The organism is Streptomyces sp. JLBG701, assembly GCF_058544905.1.
In genome coordinates this window covers 8,554,466-8,570,834 of the sequence record NZ_CM178588.1, presented here as the reverse complement: position 1 = coordinate 8,570,834, position 16,369 = coordinate 8,554,466, and the positions used below count along the sequence as shown (strand labels likewise).

At 71.1% G+C, this 16,369-nt stretch carries 12 protein-coding genes; 3 read left to right on the top strand and 9 right to left on the bottom strand.

Annotation, left to right across the window (positions count from 1 at the left end):
* Positions 1-3: 3 nt before the first annotated feature.
* Together AC5DRG_RS39500 and AC5DRG_RS39495 are read right to left on the bottom strand one after the other, a co-directional pair.
* Positions 4-2,286: a bifunctional salicylyl-CoA 5-hydroxylase/oxidoreductase gene (locus AC5DRG_RS39500; RefSeq protein ID WP_491804652.1), complete on the bottom strand. Its 2,283-nt coding sequence runs from the start codon at positions 2,284-2,286 to the stop codon at positions 4-6.
* Positions 2,287-2,351: 65 nt separating this feature from the next.
* Complete coding sequence (locus tag AC5DRG_RS39495) at positions 2,352-3,179, bottom strand: enoyl-CoA hydratase family protein (RefSeq protein ID WP_491804651.1); 828 nt, start codon at positions 3,177-3,179, stop codon at positions 2,352-2,354.
* A gap of 262 nt (positions 3,180-3,441) precedes the next feature.
* On the opposite strand from AC5DRG_RS39495, the gene AC5DRG_RS39490 reads away from it, so the two are divergent.
* The gene (locus tag AC5DRG_RS39490; RefSeq protein WP_491804650.1) at positions 3,442-3,897 is read left to right on the top strand and encodes an ATP-binding protein; all 456 of its coding nucleotides are present in this window, start codon (positions 3,442-3,444) and stop codon (positions 3,895-3,897) included.
* Between the two features lie 21 nt (positions 3,898-3,918).
* On the opposite strand, the gene argF is transcribed toward AC5DRG_RS39490, so the two are convergent.
* Both argF and AC5DRG_RS39480 read right to left on the bottom strand, forming a co-directional pair.
* A complete protein-coding gene (gene argF, locus AC5DRG_RS39485; RefSeq protein ID WP_491804649.1) occupies positions 3,919-4,926 on the bottom strand; it encodes an ornithine carbamoyltransferase in 1,008 nt (335 codons plus the stop codon).
* Between the two features lie 109 nt (positions 4,927-5,035).
* Positions 5,036-6,259: an arginine deiminase gene (locus AC5DRG_RS39480; protein WP_491804648.1), complete on the bottom strand. Its 1,224-nt coding sequence runs from the start codon at positions 6,257-6,259 to the stop codon at positions 5,036-5,038.
* A 139-nt stretch (positions 6,260-6,398) separates the two neighbouring features.
* On the opposite strand from AC5DRG_RS39480, the gene AC5DRG_RS39475 reads away from it, so the two are divergent.
* Both AC5DRG_RS39475 and AC5DRG_RS39470 read left to right on the top strand, forming a co-directional pair.
* A complete protein-coding gene (locus AC5DRG_RS39475) occupies positions 6,399-7,436 on the top strand; it encodes an SPFH domain-containing protein (RefSeq protein ID WP_491804647.1) in 1,038 nt (345 codons plus the stop codon).
* Positions 7,433-8,335, top strand: a complete 903-nt coding sequence (locus AC5DRG_RS39470; RefSeq protein ID WP_491804646.1) for a hypothetical protein — start codon at positions 7,433-7,435, stop codon at positions 8,333-8,335. The genes AC5DRG_RS39475 and AC5DRG_RS39470 overlap by 4 nt, the downstream gene beginning before the upstream one ends.
* On the opposite strand, the gene AC5DRG_RS39465 is transcribed toward AC5DRG_RS39470, so the two are convergent.
* From AC5DRG_RS39465 to AC5DRG_RS39445, 5 genes are all read right to left on the bottom strand, one after another.
* On the bottom strand, positions 8,274-9,569 hold the full coding sequence (locus tag AC5DRG_RS39465) for an MFS transporter (RefSeq protein ID WP_491804645.1): 1,296 nt from the start codon (positions 9,567-9,569) through the stop codon (positions 8,274-8,276). The genes AC5DRG_RS39470 and AC5DRG_RS39465 overlap by 62 nt on opposite strands.
* Before the next feature lie 3 nt (positions 9,570-9,572).
* On the bottom strand, positions 9,573-10,166 hold the full coding sequence (locus AC5DRG_RS39460) for a DUF5825 family protein (RefSeq protein ID WP_491804644.1): 594 nt from the start codon (positions 10,164-10,166) through the stop codon (positions 9,573-9,575).
* On the bottom strand, positions 10,163-12,097 hold the full coding sequence (locus AC5DRG_RS39455; RefSeq protein ID WP_491804643.1) for a RiPP maturation radical SAM C-methyltransferase: 1,935 nt from the start codon (positions 12,095-12,097) through the stop codon (positions 10,163-10,165). The genes AC5DRG_RS39460 and AC5DRG_RS39455 overlap by 4 nt, the downstream gene beginning before the upstream one ends.
* A gap of 241 nt (positions 12,098-12,338) precedes the next feature.
* Entirely contained in the window at positions 12,339-14,882 is a 2,544-nt protein-coding gene (locus AC5DRG_RS39450) for a polynucleotide kinase-phosphatase (protein WP_491804642.1), read from the bottom strand.
* Positions 14,879-16,357, bottom strand: a complete 1,479-nt coding sequence (locus AC5DRG_RS39445; protein ID WP_491804641.1) for a 3' terminal RNA ribose 2'-O-methyltransferase Hen1 — start codon at positions 16,355-16,357, stop codon at positions 14,879-14,881. Before AC5DRG_RS39445 ends, AC5DRG_RS39450 begins: the two co-directional genes overlap by 4 nt.
* Positions 16,358-16,369 lie beyond the last annotated feature (12 nt).

Sequence of the window (16,369 nt, the reverse complement as noted above, 5' to 3'; positions counted from 1 at the left end):
CCCTCAAGTCCCCAGCGTCAGCCGGGGCTTGGGGGCGTCCGTGCGTCCGGTGCGCGGGGGCCGGCTGCCCGCCCGGTACGGGTCGGGCCAGGCGACGCCCGGGCCGTCGTAGCCCTGCTCGGCCGCCGCGTGGAGGGTCCAGTGCGGGTCGTAGAGGTGGGGGCGGGCCAGGGCGCACAGGTCCGTACGCCCGGCCAGGATCAGCGAGTTGACGTCGTCCCAGGAGGAGATCGCGCCGACCGCGATCACGGGGACGCCGGTCTCGTGGCGGATGCGGTCGGCGAAGGGGGTCTGGTAGGACCGCCCGTACTCGGGGCGTTCGTCGGCCACGACCTGCCCTGTCGACACGTCGATCGCGTCGGCGCCGTGCGCGGCGAAGGCGCGGGCGATCTCCACGGCGTCCTCGGCGCTCGTGCCGCCCTCGGCCCAGTCGGTGGCGGAGATACGGACGGTCATCGGCCGTTCCTCCGGCCACACGCCCCGTACGGCGTCGAAGACTTCGAGCGGGAAGCGGAGGCGTGCGGCGAGGGAGCCGCCGTAGGCGTCGGTGCGCTGGTTGGTGAGCGGGGAGAGGAAACCGGAGAGCAAGTAGCCGTGGGCGCAGTGCAGTTCGAGGAGGTCGAAGCCGGCGCGGGCGGCACGCCAGGCGGCTGCCGCGAACTGCTCGCGGATATCGGTGAGTTGGGCTCGCGAGAGCTGGCGCGGGGTCTGGTTGCGTGAGGTGTACGGGATCGGGGACGCGGCCACGAGGGGCCAGTTGCCGTCCTCCAGGGGCTCGTCGATGCCCTCCCACATCAGCTTGGTCGAGCCCTTGCGGCCGGAGTGGCCGAGTTGGATGCCGATCGCGGTGCCGGGGGCCTGGGCGTGCACGAAACCGGTGATCCGCTTCCAGGCTTCGGCCTGCCGCCCGGTGTAGAGGCCGGCGCATCCGGGGGTGATCCGTCCCTCCGGGCTCACGCACACCATCTCGGTCATCACCAGACCCGCGCCGCCCAGCGCCCGCGCGCCCAGGTGAACGAGGTGGAGGTCGCCGGGGACGCCGTCGGTGGCCGAGTACAGGTCCATCGGTGAGACGACGACCCTGTTGCGCAGGGTCAGGCCGCGCAGCCGGAACGGCGTGAACATCGGGGGTGTGCCGGGCGGGCAGCCGAACTCGTCCTCCACGGCGCCGGTGAAGTGCGGGTCGCGCAGGCGCAGGTTGTCGTGGGTGACGCGGCGGCTGCGGGTGAGGAGGTTGAAGGCGAACTGGCGGGGCGGCTGGTCGAGATAGCGCGGCAGGTTCTCGAACCACTCCAGGCTGGCGCGGGCCGCGCGCTGGGTGGAGGCGACGACGGGTCGCCGTTCCTCCTCGTAGGCGGTCAGCGCCTCGGCCAGGGTCGGCCGCTCCTCCAGGCAGGCGGCCAGCGCGAGGGCGTCCTCTACGGCGAGCTTGGTGCCGGAGCCGATGGAGAAGTGGGCGGTGTGGGCCGCGTCGCCGAGGAGGACGACGTTGCCGTACGACCACTGTTCGTTGACGACCGTGCGGAAGGTGGTCCACGTGGAGTTGTTGGACTTGAGCGGGCGTCCGCCCAGCGCGTCCGAGAAGATCTTCGCGCAGCGGTCGATCGACTCCTGCGGGGCGAGCTCCTCGAAGCCGGCCGCTCGCCAGACCTCCTCGCGCATCTCGACGATCACGGTGGAGGCGTCGGGTGCGTACGGGTAGCCGTGCAGCTGCATCACGCCGTGTGCGGTCTCGGCGATCTCGAAGCGGAAGGCGTCGAAGGGGAAGTCCGCGGCGAGCCAGATGTAGCGGCAGTGGTGGGTGGCCACATGGGGGCGGAACACATGGGCGTAGGCCTCGCGGGTGGTGCTGTTGACTCCGTCGGCTGCGATGACGAGGTCGTACGACTCGGCGAGCCAGGCCGGGTAGGGGGCCTCGGTGTTGAAGCGGAGTTCTACGCCGAGGTTGCGGCAGCGCTGGTGCAGGATCTCAAGGAGGCGGCGTCGACCGAGTGCCGCGAAACCGTGGCCGCCTGAAGTGTGGCGCGCGCCACGATGCACTATGTCGATGTTGTCCCAGCGGATGAACTCCGCCTGCATCGCTTCGTAGACAATCGGGTCTGCGTGTTCGATGCCGCCCAGGGTTTCGTCGGAGAGGACTACTCCGAAGCCGAATGTGTCTTCGGGGGCGTTGCGTTCCCAGACGGTTACTTCTCGGGTTGGGTCGAGGCGCTTCAGCAATGCCGCTGCGTAGAGGCCGCCTGGGCCGCCGCCGATGATCGCGATGCGTGGGGGGTGGCTGGTCATCGGTGGCGGCTGCGGGCTCGTTGTGGCTGGTCGCGCAGTTCCCCGCGCCCCTGAGGTGGGCACAGTTACCGTCCCCTCCATTTTGGCGGCCGCTTCTCCTTAAAAGCCTCGTGGAACTCCGCGTAGTCCTCGCCGTTCATCAGGAGGGCCTGGGTCGCTGCGTCCAGTTCCACCGCTGCCGCCAGCGGCATGTCCAGTTCCGCCGTCAGCAGGGCCTTTGTCTGGGCGTACGCCAAGGCCGGGCCCTCTGCCAGGCGGCGGGCCAGCGCCTGGGCGGCCTCGTCTGCCTGGCCCTCGTCCGTCAGTTCGCTGATCAGGCCGATTCGCTCGGCCTCCGGGGCGCGTACCGGGTCGCCCAGCATCAGGAGTCGGGTCGCGTGGCCCAGGCCCACCACCCGGGGGAGCAGGTACGCCGCGCCCATGTCGCCGCCGGAGAGGCCGACCTTGGTGAAGAGGAAGGCGAAGCGGGCGGAGGGGTCGGCCACCCGGAAGTCCGCGGCCAGGGCGAGGACGGCGCCGGCGCCCGCCGCCACTCCGTGTACCGCCGCGATCACCGGGAACGGGCATTCCCGTACCGCCCTCACCACCTGGCCGGTCATCCGGTTGAAGTCGAGGAGCTGGGCGGTGTCCATGGACAGGGTCGCGCCGATGATCTCGTCGACGTCGCCGCCCGAGCAGAAGCCGCGGCCCTCGCCGGCCAGCACCAGGGCCCGTACCGTCCGCTCCCGGGACAGCTCGGCGAGCAGGTCGCGCAGGTCGGCGTAGGCGCCGAAGGTGAGCGCGTTGAGTTTCTCGGGGCGGGCCAGGGTGACGGTGGCGACGCCGTCGGTGTGCTCGACGCGCAGATGCCGCCAGTCGGAGGTGCGGGCGGCGGAGCCGGTGAAGGGACTCATACCTCGAAGCTAACACCCATCTGTGACTGTCGTCACGAGTGCGCGATAGAGGCGCCCTGATGTGAGCGGTTCCCGTCACATCCGTCACGGGACGGCACGGCTCGTTAATAAAGCGGTAACGACGGGAGCAACGGTGCGAGGCAAGCCGTTGCTCTGGGTATACCGCCCGGTATCGGGGCCGAAGGTCCCGTGCGGCGCCCGTCGAGCGTCCCTACGGGGGAGTCGTACCATTCCTACTGTTGAAAGCAGGACATCCTGCTCCATGAACGGACCCGCCTTGCAAGAACGACCCCCCGCCTCAGCCTCCTGGCGCATCGCGCTGCCGCACACCGCCGCGGCCGTGCCCGTGGCTCGTGCACTGGTCCGTACCGCACTGGCCGAACTGGAGCACGCGGCCGACAGCGACACCGCCGAGCTGCTCACGGCGGAGCTGGTCGCGAACGCGGTGGAGCACACCGAGGGGGACGGGCCCATAGAGCTCGTGGTGGAGCTGCTGCCGAGCGGCTGCCAGGTCGAGGTGCACGACCCGGACCCGGCCCCGCCGGGCAACCTCACCCGCCCCTCGGAGGACGTGGACCCCGACCCGTGGCAGGAACACGGGCGCGGACTCCTCCTCATCCGCGCCCTCAGCTCCTCCTGCGGTCACCGGCCCACCGAGTCCGGCAAGGCGGTGTGGTTCAGGCTGCCCGTGGTGCCGCATCAGTGGCATCCGGCGTGAGCGTCGCCCGTACGAGAGTGCTCAGGCGAGCGTGGCGACCAGGATCGCCTTGATCGTGTGCAGCCGGTTCTCCGCCTCGTCGAAGACGACCGAGTGCGCCGACTCGAAGACCTCGTCGGTCACCTCGAGGGAGTCGAGGCCGTGGGTCTCGTATATCTCGCGGCCGACCTTTGTGCCGAGGTCGTGGAAGGCCGGCAGGCAGTGCAGGAACTTGACGTCCGGGTTGCCGGTGGCGCGCAGGACGTCCATGGTCACGGCGTACGGGGCGAGGGCGGCGATCCGCTCGTCCCAGACCTCCTTGGGCTCCCCCATGGAGACCCACACGTCGGTGGCGACGAAGTCGGCGCCGCGCACGCCCTCCTCCAGTGACTCGGTGAGCGTGACGCGGGCCCCGCTGGTCGCGGCGAGCTCCCGGGCCCGGTCGACGATCTCCTGGGCGGGCCAGTAGGACTTCGGGGCGACCAGGCGCACGTCCATGCCGAGCAGTGCGCCGGTGACCAGGTAGGAGTTGCCCATGTTGAAGCGGGCGTCGCCGAGGTAGGCGAAGGCGATCTCCTTGAGGGGCTTGTCGCTGTGCTCGACCATCGTGAGCACGTCGGCCAGCATCTGGGTGGGGTGCCAGTCGTCGGTGAGGCCGTTGTAGACGGGGACGCCGGCATAGGCGCCCAGCTCCTCTACGGCGGCCTGGCTGTCGCCGCGGAACTCGATCGCGTCGAACATCCGGCCGAGGACGCGCGCGGTGTCCCGTACGGACTCCTTGTGGCCGATCTGCGAACCCGAGGGGTCGAGGTAGGTCGTCGAGGCGCCCTGGTCGGCGGCCGCGACCTCGAACGCGCAGCGGGTGCGCGTCGAGGTCTTCTCGAAGATCAGCGCGATGTTCCTGCCCCGCAGGTACTGGGTCTCGGTCCCGGCCTTGTTGGCCGCCTTCAGCTCGGCGGCCAGCTCGATCAGGCCGCGGAACTCGTCCTCGGTGAAGTCCAGCTCCTTGAGGAAGTGGCGGCCGGCGAGGGCGGTCGGGACTGTCGCCATGGGGGCGCTCCAACGGTTACGGGACACGGACCCTTGGAATTCTATACGACGCCCAGCATGCCTATACGGAAGCACGTATGACTATCGCTCCCCTGTGCGCCTCGCTCGCCTACACGGCATCCCGTTGCACCGGGCAGCTCATGCAGCGCGGTCCGCCCCGGCCCCGCCCCAGCTCGCTGCCCGGGATCTCGATCACCTCGATGCCCTGCTTGCGCAGGTGCGTGTTGGTGGTGGCGTTCCGCTCATAGGCGACGACGACACCCGGCTCGACGGCGAGGACGTTGCAGCCGTCGTCCCACTGCTCGCGCTCGGCCGCGTGCACGTCCTGGGTCGCGGTCAGGACGCGGATCTCGTTCAGCCCGAGCGCGGCGGCGATCGCCCGGTGCATGTGCTCCGGCGGATGGTCGGTGACCTTCAACTCCTTGCCGTCGACGCCCGGTTCGATGGTGTACGAGCGGAGCATGCCGAGCCCCGCGTACTGGGTGAAGGTGTCGCCGTCGACCATCGTCATCACGGTGTCGAGGTGCATGAAGGCGCGCCGTTTCGGCATGTCGAGGGCCACGATGGTGCGCGCGGAGTCCGCGGCGAACAGCTTGTGCGCGAGCATCTCGACGGCCTGCGGGGTGGTGCGCTCGCTCATGCCGATGAGGACGGCGCCGTTGCCGATCACCAGGACGTCCCCGCCCTCGATGGTGGAGGGGTAGTCGGCCTGTCCGTCGGACCAGACGTGGAACGTTTCGTCACGGAAGAGGGGGTGGTGCCGGTAGATCGCCTCGAAGTGCACGGTCTCGCGCTGGCGGGCGGGCCAGCGCATGGCGTTGATGGAGACGCCGTCGTAGATCCAGGCGGAGGTGTCGCGGGTGAAGAGGTGGTTGGGGAGGGGGCCGAGGAGGAAGTCGTCGAGGTCCATCACATGGAAGCGCACGGAGGTCGGTTCCGGGTGGGCCTGAAGGAACTCCCGCTTGGTCATCCCGCCGACGAGGGCCTCGACGAGCTCGGGCGTCGACAGGGACTCGAAGGCGGCCCTGAGGTGGTCGGTGGCGAGGGGGCCGTACTCCTTCTCGTCGAAGACCCGGTCCAGTACGAGTGACCGGGCCGCCGGGATCTCCAGCGTCTCGGTGAGCAGGTCGCCGAAGAGGTGGACGGCGACACCGCGGTCCCGCAGGACGTCGGCGAACCCGTCGTGCTCGGCGCGCGCCCGGCGCACCCACAGCACGTCGTCGAAGAGGAGGGTGTCCTTGTTGCTGGGGGTGAGCCTTTTGAGCTCAAGATCCGGCCGGTGCAGTATGACGCGGCGCAGCCGCCCGGCTTCGGAGTCGACGTGGAATCCCATGTCTCCATCCTGACCATCGGGGGCCGGGTTCACCCACTTCTTTCACACCCCAACTCTTTCTCGTCCCCTTGACGACAAGTGGGGCGGGAGGTTATCGTCTTACTGACGAGATCAGTGAGGGGATCCGAGGGGGATCTGCATGGCCGACATCACCCGGCGCCTTGGCCTGCGCCATCTGCGCGGGGCTCCGACGGCGCACATACGGCACCACCGCTCCGGCAAGCTGCTGCATGACGGGCCCGGGCTCAGTTTCTGGTTCCGCTCGCTGACCGCCGCGCTCTCCGAAGTGCCGGTCGACGACCGGGAGTTGGCGATGACCTTCCATGCTCGTACGTCCGACTTCCAGGACGTGGCGGTGCAGGCGACCGTCACCTACCGGATCAGCGACCCGGCCGTGGCGGCCGCGCGACTCGACTTCTCGATCGACCCGGACACGGGCGTGTGGCGGGGCGCGCCCCTTGAGCAACTGGGCACCCTGCTGACGGAGACGGCCCAGCAGCACGCGCTGGCCGTGCTGGCCCGTACGCCACTGTCGGCCGCGCTGGTCGACGGGGTGACGGCGGTGCGGGAGCGGATCGCGGAGGGGCTAGGTGCCGAACCACGGCTGCCGGCCACCGGAATCGAGGTGGTCGCCGTACGCGTGATGGCGCTGCGGCCCGAGCCCGAGGTGGAGCGGGCGCTGCGCACCCCGGCGCGCGAGCAGATCCAGCAGGAGGCGGACCGGGCGACGTACGAGCGGCGGGCGGTCGCCGTCGAGCGGGAGCGGGCCATCGCCGAGAACGAGCTGGACAGCCAGATCGAACTCGCCCGCCGCGAGGAGCAGTTGGTCGACCAGCGTGGCACCAACGCCCGCCGCGAGGCCGAGGAACACGCGGCGGCGGACGGGGTACGGGCGGAGGCCGAGGCGGCTCGTACGGTACGGCTCGCCGACGCCGAGGCGGCGCGTTCCGTACGGCTGGCTCGCGCAGAGGCCGAAGGGGCGCGCGGGTTGGGTGAGGCACGGGCGCAGGCCCAGGCGGCGTGGCTGCGGGTGCATGCCGAGGTCGATGTCGCCACTCTGCACGCGCTGACCGGGACACGACTCGCCGAGAACCTGCCGCACATCGACAGCGTCACGATCTCGCCGGACGTGCTGACGGGGCTGCTCGCCAGACTCGGCACCGGAGAGCAGGCGTGAGTCTCGCGCCGCGTGCCGTGCTCGTCCATCGCACCACGGAGTACGAGGAGTTGGTGGCCCGGCACGGCACGCACGGCCAGGCCGCGTTCTTCTTGCGGTCGCGGGGTCGTGACATCGAGGAGGTCGCCGAACGGCACCGCCGCACGCGGCGGGCGCTGGCCGAGGTCGCGTCGGCGATTCCGTTGACGTGGCGTCAGGCTCGGGTGGAGCGGGGCGACTTGGACCGATTCCTGTTCGCATCCGAGGACGTGGTCGTCGTGGTCGGGCAGGACGGGCTGGTGGCGAATGTCGCCAAGTACCTCGCGGGGCAGCCGGTGGTGGGGATCGACACCGACCCCGGACGCAATCCGGGGGTGCTCGTGCGCCACCGGCCGCAGGACGCGGCGGCCCTGCTTCCGGCGGTGCTCGCCGGGGGCACGGGCGCCGACGAACTGACCATGGTCGAGGCCGTCGCGGACGACACACAGCGGCTGGTCGCGCTCAACGAGATCTATCTGGGCGCGGCCGGGCATCAGACCGCCCGCTACCGGCTGGGCCTCGACGGCGACGGGGGTGCCGTCGAGGCCCAGGCCTCCTCCGGGGTGCTGGTGGGGACGGGGACCGGGGCGAGCGGCTGGCTCCGGTCTGTGTGGCAGGAGCGGGGCGGGGGCGGCCTGCGTCTGCCCGGGCCGACGGAGAACCGTCTGCTGTGGTTCGTGCGGGAGGCGTGGCCGTCGCCGGTGACCGGGACATCCCTGGTATCGGGGGAGCTCGCCGCCTCCGCGCGGCTTGGGCTCACCGTCGAGTCGGAGCGGCTGATCGCGTTCGGCGACGGGATGGAGGGGGACACCCTGGAGCTCACGTGGGGGCAGACGGTGCGTGTGGGGAGGGCGGCGACGGCTCTGCGGCTGGCGGGCTGACGCCCTCCCGCGTCCCCGACGGCGCCCACATCGTCGCCGCCGACACCAGCGCCACCGCCGCCGACGCGACGAGCACCGGCACATTGCCCAGCCAGGCCGCCAACGCCCCGCCGCCCAGGGCTCCGACCGGCACGGTCACCAGGAGCGCGGCCTGTGTGAAGCCCGCGACACGGCCCTGCATGTCCGCCGGTGTGACCAGTTGCTGCGTGGTGGTCATGGAGATCGACCAGACGGCGCCGGACAGGCCGTAGAGGAACTGGTAGGCGAGCAGGAGCGGGAAGGCGGCGCCCCAGGACGCGGCCGGGATCAGGAACACCGAGGCGCCCGTGAGCAGCCCGCAGATCCGGGTCGCCCGCCACAGTCCGATGGTCCGGCCGAGCCGCCCGGCCAGCAGGATTCCGATCACCGTGGCCACGCTCAACATCGCGAAGACGATGCCCAACTGCCAGGCGGGCAGCCCCAGATCACGGGTCGCGTAGAGCACGAAAAGAGCGCCCGCGGCCCCGCTGCCGAGGTTGAGCCCGGCGCCCGCGAGGACCATCCGCCACAGCTGCCACTCGGCACGTACGACGGCAAGTCCCGCCCGTAGCGCGGCAGTCGGCGACTCCCGGGGGTCGTCCCGTCGGCCGACCGGGGCGTTGAGGGCGACGGGCAGCGCGAACAGCAGCAGCGCCTCCACGGCGTACGCCACGCTCCCCGCCTCCAGCGCGGGGGCGGCGCCGACGAGCCCTACGAGCACACCGCCGAGCGCCGGTCCACCGATCTGACCGCCGGTACGGGCCCCGGTCAGCACCGAGTTGGCGGCCAGCAGCCGTTCGGGGCCGACGACCCGGGGCAGTGCGGCCTGGAGACCGACCGAGAGGGTGAAGGTCAGGGCGCCGGAGACGCCCGCGACCACGTAGACGTGCGGCCAGGTGACCCGCCCCACGGCCGCCGCGAACGGCACCGATCCGACGACGAGGGCCTGCACGGACGTGGCCAGCACCAGCAGCCGGCGCAGCCGGACCCGGTCGACCAGCACTCCCGCGAACGGGCTCAGCAGCGCCCCGGGCAGATAGGTGAGGGCCATGATCACGGCCGCGCCGAACGGCCCGGCGTCCAGCTCGGTCACGGCCAGCAACGTCAGCGCGAGCGCCGCGATCTGCCGGCCGACGGAGCCGACGGTCTGCTCCGCGCACAGCAACACGAAGGGGCGGTGCCGCCACAGCGGGCGGTCGTCGGGCGGCAGGGTCACTCGTCAGATTCCCGTGCAGGGAACCGGCCAGCGCCTCAGGCGCGGCGGCAGGGCCACCGCCCAGCCGTCGGTGACCAGGGCGAGCCGCTCGGCCGCCAGCAGGTCGAGGGCCTCCCGGTGCACGGGGCTCAGCGTGTCGACGGGGGTGGCCGCCAGCAGCGTGTCGAACGCGGCGAGCAGGTCGGGGTGGTCGAGGGTGAACCGCGCCGAGGCGGGGCGGTTCCTGCGGTCCATGACAGAGACGAAGTCCGGGCCGCGGCGGTGATAGAACATCCCGTACGCATACCCGGCCCGCCAGTCCCTCAACTCGTGTGTCTCACCGGGGCGTTCGGCGGGCGGCGGAAGGTGGCGCAGAATTCGTACGTCGAACGTCGCCTCCCCGTACGACGTCTCCCCGTACGACGTCTCCTTGTCCGCAGTCTCCTTGTCCGCCGTGCGCCAGTGCGTGTCGAGGCCGCGGCTCTGGCACTCGCGCAGGAACTGGACGGCCACCGCCGTCTCTCGCCCTCCCGCGCCCAGCCGGAGCGGCTCCACCACGTCGATCCGTCGGCCGGTGGTGCGATACGCGACGCCCTCGGGCAGCCCGGGCCCGGTCATCCCGCCGCCGCCTGCACAGCCGGGGCACCGTCGGCCGGACCGCGGTCGATGCGGACCGGCAGAGCACGCGTCGGCAGGGCCACGTACGTCCGCCCGTCACGGAACAACAGCCCCAGCGACAGGACGTGTCGCAGCCACTCGCCCAGTGCGCCGGCGGGAACGTCGTGTCCGTCTCCCGTCAGCAGTCGGTGCAGCGCGGGCTCGGTCCGGCCGTCCTCCAGGCGACGCAGCGCGGAGGCCTGCCAGCCGGTGAAGCGGTGGGTGCGGTGCGGTCGGCCGTGCCGGCGGTCGTGGACCAGCAGCGCGCCACCGCCGCCCCCTGCGCCCTCCCCCTCCTCCGTCTCGTCCTCCCTCTCGTCCTCCCTCTCGTCCTCCATGAGGAGGCTCGATGCCGGATGCTCGGCGATCCACGCCTCGACGGCCTTCTTGAGCTGCTCCTCCGTCTCCCCGCCGACGCCCGCGTCCTCCGTGTCGAACAGGTAGACCAGGTCGGTGAGTTCGTCCTCTGGCAGGTCGTAGACGTGCTGGTACATCTCGGCCGGCCGGCGTTTGCCGAAGCCGAGGCCGGGGTCGGTGAAGTGCGGGCTGAACCGTTCGAGCTGGATGCGGTGGGCGCCGCCCGGCGGCTGGAGGTGGACGAGCGCGGGCATCTGCTCGATGACGGAGGCGTAGTCCTCGGCGGTCTCCCCGGGGAATCCGTACAGATAGTTCCAGGTGCAGGTCACCGAGTGGTTCTCGAACTCCCGGAGTGTACGGATGTTGCGGGCGCCGGCGACCCCCTTGTCCATGAGGTCGAGGACCCTGCTGCTCAGGCTCTCGATGCCGGGCTGCAGGAGCACCGCCCCCGCTCTGCCCAGCAGTTCGATCTGATCGCGGGAGAGGTTGGACTTGACCTCGTAGTGCATCCGCAGGTCCCAGCCGCTCTCGGCGGCGAGCGGAAGGAAGTCCTTGAAGTACGCCATGTCGATGATGTTGTCGACGGTGACGACGTCGAGGATGCGGTGCCGGCGCACCAGCCGGTCGACCTCGCTCCACAGCCGCTCCCCCGGCTTGGCGCGGAAGGCCATGGCGGAGCCGTTGAGCCCGCAGAAGGTGCAGTGGTGCTTCTCCCCCCACCAGCAGCCCCGCGCCCCCTCGACGACCAGTTTCGGGTACACGTACTCGATGACGGGGGACGCCTCCAGGGCCGCCTGCCACTGGTCGTAGTCGGGCGAGGGGATGTCGGCGGGCGCCACGGTCCGCCGGGTCTCCGTGTTGGCCCGGGACACCTCGCCGTCCCACCAGCACAGGCCCGGGACGTCCACGGGCGGCGTGCCGTCGTCGAGGTGACGCAGGAGGGCGGGGAAGGCGTACTCCCCTTCGCCGCGCACCACATGGTCGACGAACGGGTGGTTGCGGTGCAGGGCGTGCCCCATGGGGCCGTCGCAGTTGCTGCCACCGAAGACGACGACCAGTTCCGGGCGGCGGCGTTTGAGCTCCTTGGCCAGCGCGAGCGAGGGCACGTTCTGCATGAACGTGGTGGTGAATCCGACGACCTCGGGTTCGTCCGCGAGCACCTCGGCGGCGCTGCGGTCGATGAACTCGGCCGCGTGGAGCCGCATTTCGGAGGCGGTGTCAACGCCGATCCCGCGTTCCGCCGCGTAGTCCCCGAGGCGGGCGACGCCCCAGTCCGGATCGTCGTAGAGCACGCCCGAGAAGACCCAGTCGCCGAGCCCGTGGAAGATCGAGTCGCTGCCGACCGCCTCGTAGTCGCCGGGACGCAGGTGCCCGCCGGACCGCTCAAGGAGCAACTCCGCGAAACTTAGCGACCCGTGGTACTCGCTCACCTCGTCGTCCGGACGGGCCTGCCGCAGCAGACTGTGCAGCAGGCCCACCTGAAGCGAGGGCAGATCGATCGGATGCCAGGGCATGGTCACCAGCCGAACGCGCATACCGCCCTCTCCGCGGACATCTGCCTCCGCTCCTCGCCCGGTCAGCGGGTCGGCCGCTTCTCCATCACGGCCGGTCGGCGGTTCGTGCGTTCTTCCTCGCGGATCACTGTCTTCTTGATGTCCATCGACGCGCCCCTCCCGAACTCCCATACACAGCAAGGCTGTTCACCCTACGGACGGAGACGGGAGGGGCACAAGGGTGCCGTGTGCATCCTGTGGGCGCCCCGGCCCACGGGCCGGGTCACAGACGCGGGTCCACCGGCTCCGACTCCAGCGCCAGCACCCCGAACACCGCCTCGTGCACCCGCCACAGCGGCTCGCCCTCCGCGAGCCGGTCCAGGGCTTCGAGCCCCAGCGCGTACTCGCGGATCGCCAGTGACCGCTTGTGGTTCAGGAAGCGTCCGCGCAGGCGGGCGAGGTTCTCGGGGCGCGTGTACTCCGGGCCGTAGATGATCCGCAGGTACTCGCGACCCCGGCACTTGATGCCGGGCTGCACCAGGCGGCCCTGGTCACTGCGGACCACCGCGCCGACCGGCTTGACGACCATGCCCTCGCCGCCCCGCCCGGTCATCTCCAGCCACCAGTCGACGCCGGCCCGCACCGAATCCGGGTCGCCGGGTTCGACGAACAGGCGGCGCGTCGTCTGGAGCAGCCCGCTTCCGTCGTGTTCGACGAGCCGGTCGATCAGGGCGAGCTGCTCGTCGTGGGGCAGGTCCGCGAGGCTGCGGCCCTGGACGGCGAGGATCTGGAACGGGGCAAGGCGGACGCCGTCCAGGCCGTCCGTCGTCCAGCAGTAGCGGCGGTACGCGTCCGTGAACGCGGCGGCGTCGGTGGCCCGTTCGCGCTGGCGTGCCAGCAGGTCGCCCACCTCGACGCCCCGTGCCGCCGCGCCCTCCAGCGCGGCCAGCGCCCCCGGGAACACCGCCCCGGACGCTGCACCGACGGCCGCGTACTGCGAGCGCAGCAGCCCGGACGCCTTCAGCGACCAAGGCATCAACTCGGCGTCGAGCAGCAGCCAGTCGGTCTCCAGTTCCTCCCAGAGACCGGCCTCGGTCACGGACGTCCTCACCCTCCCGAGGATCTCCTCCGTCACCGACTCGTCGTCGAAGAACGGGCGGCCGGTACGGGTGTACAGCGACCCGGTGGGCCCATCCACTCCGAACCGCTTCCGTGCCACCTCCGCGTCCCGGCACACCAGCGCCACCGCCCGCGACCCCATGTGCTTCTCCTCGCACACGACCCGCGCGACCCCATCCTCCTTGTACTGCGCGAAGGCCTCGGCCGGGTGCTCCAGGTAGCCCTCGATGTGGGACGTTGCCGTCGGTGCCATGGTCGGCGGGAGGTACGGGAGGAGCCTCGGGTCGACCGCGAACCGGCTCATGACCTCCAGCGCGGCGGCCGCGTTCTCCTCCCGGACGGCGACCCGCCCCGAGTACCGGGTCTCCACCGCCCTCTTGCCGTGCACGTCGTTGAGGTCGAGCGGCCGTCCGTCGTGCCCGCCCGGCGCCTCGGTCCGCAGCGGCCGCGTCGGCTCGTACCAGACCCGCTCGGCCGGTACGTCGACCAGCTCCCGCTCCGGCCAACGCAGCGCGGTCAGCTTGCCGCCGAAGACGGCACCCGTGTCGAGGCAGATGGTGTTGTTCAACCAACTGGCCTCCGGAACCGGGGTGTGACCATAAACAACCGCCGCGCGACCCCGGTAGTCCTCGGCCCACGGGTAGCGCACCGGCAGCCCGAACTCGTCCGTCTCCCCGGTCGTGTCGCCGTACAGCGCGTGCGAGCGCACCCGCCCCGACGTACGGCCGTGGTACTTCTCCGGCAGACCGGCGTGGCAGACGACCAGCCGGCCGCCGTCGAGGACGTAGTGACTGACGAGGCCGTCGATGAACTCCCTTACCCGCACCCGGAATTCGTCGCTCTCGCCCTCCATCTGCTCGATCGTCTCGGCGAGTCCATGGGTGTGCTGGACCTTGCGGCCCTTGAGGTAACGGCCGTACTTGTTCTCGTGGTTGCCGGGCACGCACAGGGCGTTGCCCGAGCCGACCATGGACATCACGCGGCGCAGGACGCCGGGCGAGTCCGGGCCGCGGTCGACGAGGTCACCGACGAAGACGGCCGTACGGCCCGCCGGGTGCACACCGTCGTCGTAGCCCAACTTGCCCAGCAGGGACTCCAGTTCGGAGGCGCAGCCGTGGATGTCGCCGATGATGTCGAAGGGGCCGGTGAGGTGGGTCAGGTCGTTGAAGCGCTTCTCGGTGACGACGCTCGCGCCGTCGATCTCCTCGACGCCCCGCAGGATGTGCACCTTCCGGAAGCCCTCGCGCTCCAACCCCCGCAGGGAGCGGCGGAGTTCGCGGGTGTGGCGCTGGATGACCCGGCGCGGCATGTCGGCCCGGTCGGTGCGGGCCGCGTTGCGCTCGGCGCACACGTCCTCGGGTACGTCGAGGACGATGGCGATGGGCAGCACGTCGTACCGCTTCGCCAGGTCGATCAGCTGGCGGCGGCTCTCCTGCTGCACGCTGGTCGCGTCGACGACCGTACGGCGGCCGGCCGCGAGCCGCTTGCCCGCGATGTAGTGCAGGACGTCGAAGGCGTCCCCGCTGGCGCTCTGGTCGTTCTCGTCGTCGGCGACCAGGCCGCGGCAGAAGTCGGAGGAGATGACCTCGGTGGGCTTGAAGTGCCGGTGGGCGAAGGTGGACTTGCCGGAGCCGGAGGCGCCGATCAGCACCACGAGGGAGAGGTCGGTGACGGGCAGGGTGCGCCCCTTGTTCTGCGTCTCGGTCATGCCGCGTTCGCCTCCTTCTCGTCCTTCGCGTCTTTCGAGGTAACAGTGAATGTGGCCATCTGGGTGGGCGGTCCCACCTCGGGGTCGTCCGGCCCCACCGGCGCGAACTCCACGTCGTACCCGTGCCGTTCGGCGACCGCCTGCGCCCACGCCCGGAACTCCGCCCGTGTCCACTCGAAGCGGTGGTCGCCGTGCCGCACGTGCCCGGCCGGGAGCGTCTCCCAGCGGACGTTGTACTCGACGTTCGGGGTCGTCACGAGGACCGTCCTCGGGCGGGCGGCGCCGAACACCGCGTACTCCAGGGCGGGCAGCCGGGGCAGGTCGAGGTGCTCGATGACCTCGCTGAGCACGGCGGCGTCGTAGCCCTTGAGCCGGTTGTCGGTGTAGGCGAGCGAGCCCTGGAAGAGCTGGACGCGCGCGGCCTGCCGCTCCCCCATCCGGTCGAGCTTGAGCCTGCGCGAGGCGATGGTGAGCGCCCGCATCGACACATCCACCCCCACGATCTCGGTGAACCGCGGGTCCTTGAGCAGCACCTGCACCAACTGCCCCTGCCCACACCCGAGATCGAGCACCCGGGCGGAGCCGGCCGCCTTGAGCGCGTCGACGATCGCGTCCCGCCGCTGCACCGCGAGGGGTGCCGGCTTCTCCTCGGTCTCCGCCTCCTCGGCGACGGCGTTGTCGATCTCCTCGACGGCGGTGTCGTCCGCCTCCGCCAGCCGTACCAGCTCCAGCCGCTCCATCGCCTCCCGGGTCAGCGACCAGCGCCGCGACAGATAACGGCTGGTGATCAGCTTCTGCTCGGGGTGGTCGGGCAGCCAGCCCTCACCTGCGCGCAGCAGCTTGTCGACCTCGTCGGGGGCGACCCAGTAGTGCTTGGCGTCGTCGAGGACGGGCAGCAGGACGTACAGATGACGCAGGGCCTCGGCGAGCGTGAGCTCGGAGGACTCCAGGACGAGACGCACGTACCGTGAGTCGCCCCACTCGGGGAACTCGGCGTCCAGCGCCACGGGTTCGACGGTGACGGTCCAGCCGAGCGGCTCGAAGAGACGCTCTACGAGCCCCGGGCCACCCCGGGCGGGCAGCGCGGGCACCTCGACACGCAACGGTCGTGCCTGCTGCGGGAGTTCGGGCCGCGGGTTGCACACGCCCTTCATCGCGCTGGAGAACACGGCGCTCAGCGCCACGGCGAGCAGCGAAGAGGCGGCGTACGGACGGTCGTTGACGTACTGGGCGAGCGCCGCGTCGGGCGCACCGCCCCGCCCCTTGCCCTTCCCTCGCCGCACCAGCGCCACCGCGTCGACCTCCAGCAGCAACGCCGCCGTGCACCGCTCGACGCCCGCCTCGGGGTAGAGGACGTGCGCCTGGCCGTAGGACGTGGAGAACGCCTGGGCCTTCTCGGGGTGCTTGTGCAGCAGGTAGCCGAGGTCGGTGGCGGGGCGGTCGGGGGTGCCGGTGGTGGTGATGGTCAGGAACACGGTGGGGTACCT

Excerpts from the sequence above, each read along its gene's own strand:
- argF (WP_491804649.1), bottom strand. The coding sequence starts at position 4,926 with ATGGCGACAGTCCCGACCGCCCTCGCCGGCCGCCACTTCCTCAAGGAG.
- AC5DRG_RS39500 (WP_491804652.1), bottom strand. The coding sequence starts at position 2,286 with ATGACCAGCCACCCCCCACGCATCGCGATCATCGGCGGCGGCCCAGGC.
- AC5DRG_RS39460 (WP_491804644.1), bottom strand. The coding sequence starts at position 10,166 with ATGACCGGGCCCGGGCTGCCCGAGGGCGTCGCGTATCGCACCACCGGC.
- AC5DRG_RS39490 (WP_491804650.1), top strand. The coding sequence starts at position 3,442 with ATGAACGGACCCGCCTTGCAAGAACGACCCCCCGCCTCAGCCTCCTGG.
- AC5DRG_RS39475 (WP_491804647.1), top strand. The coding sequence starts at position 6,399 with ATGGCCGACATCACCCGGCGCCTTGGCCTGCGCCATCTGCGCGGGGCT.
- AC5DRG_RS39455 (WP_491804643.1), bottom strand. The coding sequence starts at position 12,097 with ATGCGCGTTCGGCTGGTGACCATGCCCTGGCATCCGATCGATCTGCCC.
- AC5DRG_RS39495 (WP_491804651.1), bottom strand. The coding sequence starts at position 3,179 with ATGAGTCCCTTCACCGGCTCCGCCGCCCGCACCTCCGACTGGCGGCAT.
- AC5DRG_RS39480 (WP_491804648.1), bottom strand. The coding sequence starts at position 6,259 with ATGGGATTCCACGTCGACTCCGAAGCCGGGCGGCTGCGCCGCGTCATA.
- AC5DRG_RS39450 (WP_491804642.1), bottom strand. The coding sequence starts at position 14,882 with ATGACCGAGACGCAGAACAAGGGGCGCACCCTGCCCGTCACCGACCTC.